We start from the raw sequence: 8090 nt of genomic DNA on the forward strand, positions 1-8090 counted from the left end.
GCCAACGCAATCCAACGGCTGTAGACACCGAATATCAACGCGACACCCCCGGCGATTTCTAGACCCATGGTCAGTGGTCCAAGAAACGCTGGCAAACCTAATGAACCAAAGAAGCCCGCCGTACCTTCCGGCGTAAATACCAAGAGTTTCAACAAGCCGTGTGCCAGATACATAGCCCCCAGCGCCAGACGTAAAACTGTCGCTGCATAATCGTTAGAGTTGTTTAGCGTGGTCATTTCATCTTCCCGTTAAGTTGTTGAGGAATATTTTTGACCAACAAACCAATTCAAACAATAATCAACTTAATTGACTCATTGTTAAGAAATATTGAACAGTATGGATAAACTGAATCTGATGACCTCCTTCATCGCCGTGGCAGAAGAAGGCACTTACACAGCGGCGGCCAAGCGTCTGGGTAAAACCAAGGCGCTGATCAGCACCCACGTATCCCAACTGGAAGGTTTGCTGGATGTTCGCCTGATTACCCGCTCAACCCGCAGCATGCAGCTAACTCCCACGGGGCAGAGCTATTACGAAGAAGCCAAAAAAGTACTGGATGACATCGCCACCCTGGAGGCACAGGTCAGACAGGAGCATCAGACCCTTGTGGGCCGGTTGCGTATCTCTGCGCCCGCTACGTTTGGCGAGCTGGTAATGATGCCGTTTATCGCCCAGATCACATCGCAAAACCCACAGCTCAACGTAGAGCTGATGCTGAACGATCGCTATGTCGATATCGTGGCTGAAGGATTTGATGCGGCGATACGCATCGGGCATCTGGAGGATTCAACGCTGATCGCCCGTCCGGTTGGCAAGATCACCATGCGACTCTGCGCAGCGCCAGAATTTCTCGAACAACACGGAATGCCCGCGTCACCGGATGATCTCTGCAACCTGCCCTGTGTCTTTGATACCAATTACCGGCAGGCCAACCGTTGGGGATTCACCCATGCCGGTCGGGCATTTGATGTAAAACCCAACATCATCGCACGTGTGAATAGCGCACTGGCCGCCGCAAATATGGCAAAGACCGGCGCAGCAATCACCTATGCACCTGATTTCGCCGTACAAGACAGTCTGGCGAAGGGTCGTTTGATCAGCCTACTGGAAGAGTGCTGCCTGACAGAGATCCCGATCAACATGATCTACCCGCACCGCAAACACCTCTCGGCCAAAGTCACCACCTTTATCGAGCAGTTCTCAGCGTACGTGCAACAGAGGAATATCGAAGAGAGTGACTGAGTTTTTAGGAAAGCCCTAATTGCTGATTCCATCCTCAGGACAGCGCAAACAGATCGCTCTCTAACGCCAGCAGCTTTTGCTTGGCTGGCAAGCCACCCGCATAACCGACCAACTGACCGTTACTGCCAATAATGCGGTGACAGGGAACAAAGATAGAGAGCGCATTCGCACCATTCGCACTGGCGACGGCACGCACCGCCTTGGGGTTATCCATCTTTTCTGCCAGCTGTTTGTAGCTAGCGACACTGCCATAGGGAATCTGTTGCAGCTGATCCCACACCAATTTTTGAAAGCTTGTTCCAGCGGTCAGCAAAGGCACATCGAATTCACGGCGTTGCTGAAGGAAGTACTCCTCCAACTGCTGGATCGCCAGATCAATCACCGCATCACCCTGCTCTACGAACTTCGCATTGAGTGTTTTCTTAATGCGACTATTCACCGCATCGCGCATCTTTCGATAGCGCCAGTCACACAAACATAAACGACCGTCAGTCGCGCCGAGAATCAACTCACCTACAGCCGTGGTGTAATACTGGATACTGATTGTTTTCGTCATGTAGGTGCTCCATCGATAGAACGTTGAACGCCGGACACAACCTTGTGACCGGCAAAGAACGGATGTGCAGTGTGTACCAAACGAATAATTGGAGAAAGCACTTCATATCTCATCGGGCAGGCCCGGACTCCCAACAAGGTCTAAACTTTGTGTCTCCACGTCACAGGTTGCCATAAACTTTTACGACCATTTGCAGGTCAAACTGAACAATCCAACTCGAGGCTGCTGTTATGCATCAGGCAAATCCAGTGTTCCGCTGCGCGTCGTACGTGTTTTCAATCAGTCTGGTTTTCCTTTTATCTATCTCGACGACCTTTGCCGCCAATTTCGGTCACGAAGACGGTATCCAATGGCAACCTTGGGCACAGAGCACCTTCGCCAAAGCCAAAGCAGAGAACAAACTGATTCTGATTAACGTGGGCATGGAGGGGTGTACCGCCTGCAATCGTATGGAACGGGTCACCTATCGCAATCAGGCGGTGATCGATCTGATTAACCAGCATTTCATCGCTGTGGCCGTTGATGCACAAGCCCGGCCCGATATTGGCGAACGCTATTCTGACTGGGCGTGGCCAGCCACCGCATTTCTAATGCCCGATGCGACTCAGGTCTTCGCCATGGCAGGGAACAAGCTGCCACGAAACTTTATTCCCATGATGGATGATCTGGTCAGCCAGCACCAACAGAGCACCCTAAAACCCGACCCGAATTCACCGTATGCAGCACCCAGCCAACCGGTCGACACGGAATTGACCCGCGTACGCGACCGGGTACGTATGCAACTGGACCGCGCCTATAACGAAAAAACCGACAGTTGGGGACGCTGGGGCATCAACACCGAAGTGGTCGGCCCACGCCTGCACCACCTGTATTACCGTGCCCACCTGTACGATAACGCTGAGTTGCGCAACATGGCACTGAAAGTCAGCGACTCCTTTATTCGTGCATTGGATCCCGTCTGGGGAGGTATCTATCAAGTGCCTATCGCACCGGCCATTTCCCAACTACCGGATCGATTTAACAAACTGCGTGCCATACCGGAGAAACGGATCGGCAACCAAGCCAATGCCTTGCTTGCCCTGAGCGAAGCGTACCAACTCACCAACGATGAAAAGTATCGCCGTGCCGCAACCGAAGTTGATCGTTATCTAAATGACTGGATGCTCAGCCCGAATCAAACCTGGTACGCCAACCAGAAAGACGAACCCGCTGGCCTCCCCCACAATTGGTGGCCGCAGGACTACTGGTTACTCAAAACAGACGAAGAGCGCCGAAAATACGGTATTCCGCCCATCGATCACGCGGTCTATACCGATAAAAATGCGGAAGTGATTAGCGCTTATACGCGCGCCTATGAAGTGTTCAAAAACAGGGATTACCTTGGTCGCGCGGTCAAGGCCGCGGACCACTTGCTGGCAGAACGACTACAACCTGATGGCTGGATGCGACAGTCCGTAGATAACCAGCAGATGAGTGCCGATCAGCGCGTTCATCCCCATACCGAAGAGATTCGTCCATTTTTGCGCCCGCAAGCACAATTTGGCACCGCACTGCTGGATCTGTACCAAGCCACCGGACAGGAACGTTGGTTACAACAGGCAGGCACACTGGCAGATGCCATGCTGACAACCCTGTACGATCATCAGAACAATGGCTTTTTTGCGACCACACCGGACGATACGGCCGCACTGATCCCGCCGCGTAAACCACTGGAAGACAACGCACTGGCGGCCAGCTTCTTTTATGACCTGCACATTCTGACCAAAGACCCGCGTTACCAACCCATTGCCGAAGCAACGATCAGAGCGGTCGCCACGCCTGACATTCTGGCGCGCGAAGGTAAGATGACCGGCAAAACAGCATTGGCACTGGAGCAATTAACCGCCGCCTATGTCGAGTTCTCGGTTGTCGGTGCGCCAGACTCACCCGTCGCACAAACACTCTATGCCGCAGGCATGGACACCCACCATCCGCGTAAGCTACTGCACTACGAGAAACCCGGCCGTTATCCTGATCTGGGAAAACCGGTGGTGTTTATCTGCAACCCGGATCGTTGCTCTGTTCCTCTGTTCACCCCGGAACAGGTTCGCGAAACCGCCGCGACTTTCCGTGCAGGGGCAACATCGCTCTGACCACACGGGATGTGGCATCTGACAACTAGCTCACCCAAGCCCAATCACACCACAGTGACAGGTGTGATTGGGCGATACATCCGCATACACATCCGCACAGTATTTTCCGCGCCATTTCGACCACCGTTTCAGAGTTCGAAAGTGGGCCCAGTAGGTGACCTAAAAATGGGTCTTCGCCTACCCCATCCTATTTCCTATCCTAATGGCAATACAGTACTCGCCCACCGGCTCGACACGTGATGGCCGAGATACGTCACCGAACATTGATGGAGTTCTAATACATGGAAACGCAAATAAACGCACTGGGACAACATACCGGTGTCGACCTCAATAACTGGCAACCGTGCTCACATCCTGGACCTGATCCGATGATTGGACAATATTGCCGATTGGTCGCCCTCTGCACGGAGTCCCATGCACAACAGCTGTTTGAAGCGTTTTCCGAGGATACAAACCACCGGAACTGGACCTACCTGCCCTACGGTCCATTCGACACACTGGAAAGCTTCAAAGTCTGGTTAGTAGAGTCGAGTCAAAGCCGTGACCCACTCTTTTATACGATTATCGATCAGCGCAGCGATCAAGCAGTGGGGTTAGCCAGCTACCTGCGGATAGAACCTACCGTGGGTGCTATCGAAGTAGGTCATATTCATTTCTCACCACGCTTACAGAAAACACCGCTGGCAACCGAAGCGATGTACCTGATGATGCATCGGGCGTTTGCTGAACTGGGCTACCGACGTTACGAGTGGAAATGTGACGCCTGCAACCAAGGCTCACGTAACGCCGCTCAACGACTCGGGTTCCAGTTTGAAGGCATCTTTCGTCAGGCCACAGTCTACAAAGGCCGGAATAGGGATACCGCGTGGTTTTCAATCATCGATAAGGAATGGCCCACACTGCAGGCCATGTTCGAGCGCTGGCTGAATGAATCCAACTTTGATAACAACGGCCGGCAGATCAACAGCTTGTTAGCCTGTTTAAAGGAGAACGCCGCATGAGCATCACCGTTTCATCCCTCAGCCATAATGATTACGAACAGTGGCAAACCCTGTTCAGTGCTTATGCCGATTTCTATAAGATGCCCATGGATCGCACGATACTGGAAAACGTCTGGTCATGGATCTTTGACGACAACAAAGCCTTCTTCTCCCTGATCGCCAAGGATGAGAACGGCCAAGCTGTTGGGTTTATGCACTATCGCGCGATGCCTTCACCACTTCGTGGTAAAGATGTTGGTTTTCTGGATGACCTGTTTGTTGATCCCGCGTATCGAAGTTCGGGCGTGGTTGATGCACTGTTTGATGCACTGCATGCCTCTGCGAAAGAACAGCACTGGCCCAGCGTAAGATGGATCACCGCCGAGAATAACTACCGGGGGCGTGCAGTCTATGACCGCGTCGCCAGCAAAACCCATTGGCAAACCTATCAACTGGATATTTCTTAAGGACTTAGTACTAAAACAAGTTATATCTCTGGCAGACGATTAGCTTACCTAAGTGAATCCTCTGTCCATATCATCTCCAAATCCTCTATAAAAATGCACATCACTCCTGTAGTTTCCCCATCGGTTGATACGTTTACATACTCGAAAAATAAGGCGTCCGGTATTTAGACATGTCTATGCGATATGCCGCCTTGTATAGCGGTAATGGACCGATACTCAGCCAATTAAAAGGATAAACAAAGGATGTTAACTGACATGTACGTTAAAACACTGCGCCATTTGGCACTTCTTCTCGCCACCCCTCTCGCAACCCATGCCGTTGCAGATATCCATACCGATTATCAGAATGGCGTTGCCGATGCGGCATTTCTGGCGCAATCAGAGATCGACACCAACCTGAACGCAATCACCCCGGATAACAAAAATCTGGTCTGGAACTCGGACAAAACCAAAGTGCTGGTATCTACATGGAAAGCTCAGGGTGCTTACGAAAAATTCATGAAGCCGTATACCAAAACATCTGACAACCCAGACTATGCCGTGTGGGTGACCGCCGTCCCTCAGGTGCACGCATTATGCAGCGCTTTCCTGAAAACCAATGCGGACAAATCGAAACAGGCGCTGGACCTGCGTTTGAAGCAGTATCTAGGCCTGAGCCCAGACTGGAACTACGACGTGTTTGTTGAAATGTGGGTCAGCCCGGACGATATGTTCCGCCCCTGTGTCGATCCTCAGGTAAACGACAAAAGCTGTAACCTGCAGTTTGGTGACACAAACCCGAAGGTTAAGAATATCCCTGACTATCAGGACTTCTACAGCGACCTGTATTACAAAAGCTACCGTGCGAGTGCGGGTGTACCTTGGACGGGTGTCGGTTACACCTACGACTGGGGCAACCCAGACAGCGATGTGGGTGCCAGTGAATACATTCTGGTGCCGGGCGCAAACTATGAAATCAAGCGTGCTGTGCCGACCGAGCAATACTGCGCCGCTAATTAAGTTCGGCTGCGTATAACCAGATATCTGACATCGGGGTGTGAACCACCCCGACTGTTTCGCTCAGACAAACGCATCAGCTCTCTTCCAACAGCTCGATCATCTGCGCAACTTTCGCTTGGCTAATCTCCCCCATCAAAGATGGATTCGACAACGCGTACACATAATCCTCTATGGCCGAATACTCGATATCGTCCCGACACTCGATAAAGATCGCCCACTCCTCAAGATCATCCGCAGAAATGCGATCAGCAACGTATTGCTTCAGCACACCCACCAGAACCGATACCGAAGCCACAACAGGCTCAAACTCCGGCTCCCATGGGCAGCTAAGAAGATACCCAATCGCTTCGTCGCGATTGGGATCAAAGGTGATGATTTGTAGCAGTGCTTCTGTTTTATCGATACTCATGGGACGGGGTGTCTACTTTATTGGGAGAACTACACGTTCTGTTGGCTTGATTTGTTAAGCCCCCCCTAAAGAATCGGATTATTCCTAAGTATTGCTTCCAGAAATATCTCAATTCTAGTAGCTATAAAATAGCCTTCTTTCTTCCAAGCGTGTCCAATCCCAACAAGCCTTCGATTACTTGGAGGGGTTTCAGACACTTTCTTGGGCCAAATGAAAACACCACCGCCACTAATACCATGAGGTAGCACTGGTAGCTCTTTCCTTTTAGCTTTGAGACTAAACGAATTTTTACGGTTGAATTTTGCTACGATGTTTGCATCTTCAAAGTAGCCGAGACGCTCGTACTCAACAGGACTGGCATGATATGTCCCATATGCATAGAACTCGGTTGATGCCCGATTACCATCAACGTTTGATTTTCGGTGAGGATAGCCAGCGAATGTAAACAAGTCACCCTTTGCGTAGCTATTATCAACACCAAGTTCATGTTCTTTAACTATATAAAACAGCCCTCTGAGAGCTTCAGCAAAGTTATTGTCGAGTTTGAAATAGCCGTAGTCCAGAAAATCACTTTCCCTATGGCCAGTAGATTTAACGTAGGCATATGAACCTTCGATCGGCTTGATCTCATTGTCGGCATGCGGAACAAGAAGATCTGCACTTTCTAGTTCATCTACTACATGAGCGGCTGTAAGAAGGAAAGTATGACCTCGAAAATCTATTAATACTCCAGAACCGGCTTGGTAGAACCGTTCCCCTTCTTTTTCACAGAAAATTGGGCACACCGAATCTAGTTGGTCCATGCTACTTCCTCGGAGAAACTTAACGCCGCCAACACAGGCGAGCTTTAGCGTGTCCAGCGCAACTTGTTGCGCATTTGTGCTTGGCCTTGTTATATTGGTTTTTCGATGCTAAGGAATGCTTCCCCAACTTCTTTTACGTAGTTTTCAATTATTTTTATAAATAAATAGGAGTCACTATAGTCTAAACCACTATCACTATCTTCTATATAAGTTGTTATAAAGACGGAGGTAATTTGAGCCAAAGCAATTGCCGTGAAATGAGCTGGCTCTGTGAGCCCAGAGTTAGACTGACCACAAAGTAGCAAGTCTTCTTTCGCTTCTCTCATACTGTAGTGGTCAACTAATCCCGGACATTAATTTAGGATTCTCTTCTGCCTTTGCAGGCGGTTGGCCATTGTTATACTGATGGGGTCTTGTCCAGTTGTAGTACGCCATCAGATACTCACCAATATCTTTTTGGGCGTCTGCCAATGAAGCATAACCGGTTGTGGGTATCCACTCA

Annotated in this window: 10 protein-coding genes; 5 read left to right on the forward strand and 5 right to left on the reverse strand. The window is 50.4% G+C overall.

Annotation, left to right across the window (positions count from 1 at the left end):
• The coding region (locus tag ABYW01_RS08630) for a DoxX family protein (protein WP_372832084.1) at positions 1-236 on the reverse strand (236 nt) is incomplete at its 3' end.
• Positions 237-336: 100 nt separating this feature from the next.
• Between ABYW01_RS08630 and ABYW01_RS08635 the strand changes: the two genes are divergently transcribed.
• Positions 337-1242 carry a LysR family transcriptional regulator gene (locus tag ABYW01_RS08635; RefSeq protein WP_372832085.1) on the forward strand — a complete coding sequence of 302 codons (906 nt, stop codon included), beginning with the start codon at positions 337-339 and terminating at the stop codon, positions 1240-1242.
• A 34-nt stretch (positions 1243-1276) separates the two neighbouring features.
• On the opposite strand, the gene ABYW01_RS08640 is transcribed toward ABYW01_RS08635, so the two are convergent.
• Positions 1277-1798 carry a methylated-DNA--[protein]-cysteine S-methyltransferase gene (locus ABYW01_RS08640; RefSeq protein ID WP_372832086.1) on the reverse strand — a complete coding sequence of 174 codons (522 nt, stop codon included), beginning with the start codon at positions 1796-1798 and terminating at the stop codon, positions 1277-1279.
• Positions 1799-2028: 230 nt separating this feature from the next.
• Between ABYW01_RS08640 and ABYW01_RS08645 the strand changes: the two genes are divergently transcribed.
• The 4 genes from ABYW01_RS08645 to ABYW01_RS08660 all read left to right on the forward strand — a co-directional run bounded on the left by ABYW01_RS08645 (position 2029) and on the right by ABYW01_RS08660 (position 6376).
• Positions 2029-3930 carry a DUF255 domain-containing protein gene (locus ABYW01_RS08645; RefSeq protein WP_372832087.1) on the forward strand — a complete coding sequence of 634 codons (1902 nt, stop codon included), beginning with the start codon at positions 2029-2031 and terminating at the stop codon, positions 3928-3930.
• A 281-nt stretch (positions 3931-4211) separates the two neighbouring features.
• Positions 4212-4931 carry a GNAT family N-acetyltransferase gene (locus tag ABYW01_RS08650; protein ID WP_372832088.1) on the forward strand — a complete coding sequence of 240 codons (720 nt, stop codon included), beginning with the start codon at positions 4212-4214 and terminating at the stop codon, positions 4929-4931.
• Positions 4928-5377, forward strand: coding sequence for a GNAT family N-acetyltransferase (locus ABYW01_RS08655; protein WP_372832089.1), 450 nt, complete (start codon positions 4928-4930; stop codon positions 5375-5377). Before ABYW01_RS08650 ends, ABYW01_RS08655 begins: the two co-directional genes overlap by 4 nt.
• A 243-nt stretch (positions 5378-5620) precedes the next feature.
• Positions 5621-6376, forward strand: coding sequence for a hypothetical protein (locus tag ABYW01_RS08660; RefSeq protein WP_372832091.1), 756 nt, complete (start codon positions 5621-5623; stop codon positions 6374-6376).
• 73 nt (positions 6377-6449) lie between these two features.
• Here ABYW01_RS08660 and ABYW01_RS08665 read toward each other — a convergent pair whose 3' ends face one another.
• The 3 genes from ABYW01_RS08665 to ABYW01_RS08675 form a co-directional block, all read right to left on the reverse strand.
• The gene (locus ABYW01_RS08665) at positions 6450-6785 is read right to left on the reverse strand and encodes a hypothetical protein (RefSeq protein ID WP_372832092.1); all 336 of its coding nucleotides are present in this window, start codon (positions 6783-6785) and stop codon (positions 6450-6452) included.
• A 65-nt stretch (positions 6786-6850) separates the two neighbouring features.
• Positions 6851-7588, reverse strand: a complete 738-nt coding sequence (locus ABYW01_RS08670; RefSeq protein WP_372832094.1) for a hypothetical protein — start codon at positions 7586-7588, stop codon at positions 6851-6853.
• 89 nt (positions 7589-7677) lie between these two features.
• Positions 7678-7914, reverse strand: a complete 237-nt coding sequence (locus tag ABYW01_RS08675; protein WP_372832095.1) for a hypothetical protein — start codon at positions 7912-7914, stop codon at positions 7678-7680.
• Between the last annotated feature and the right edge of the window lie 176 nt (positions 7915-8090).

It is taken from the genome of Pontibacterium sp., from assembly GCF_041587635.1.
Lineage (GTDB): Bacteria > Pseudomonadota > Gammaproteobacteria > Pseudomonadales > Balneatricaceae > Pontibacterium.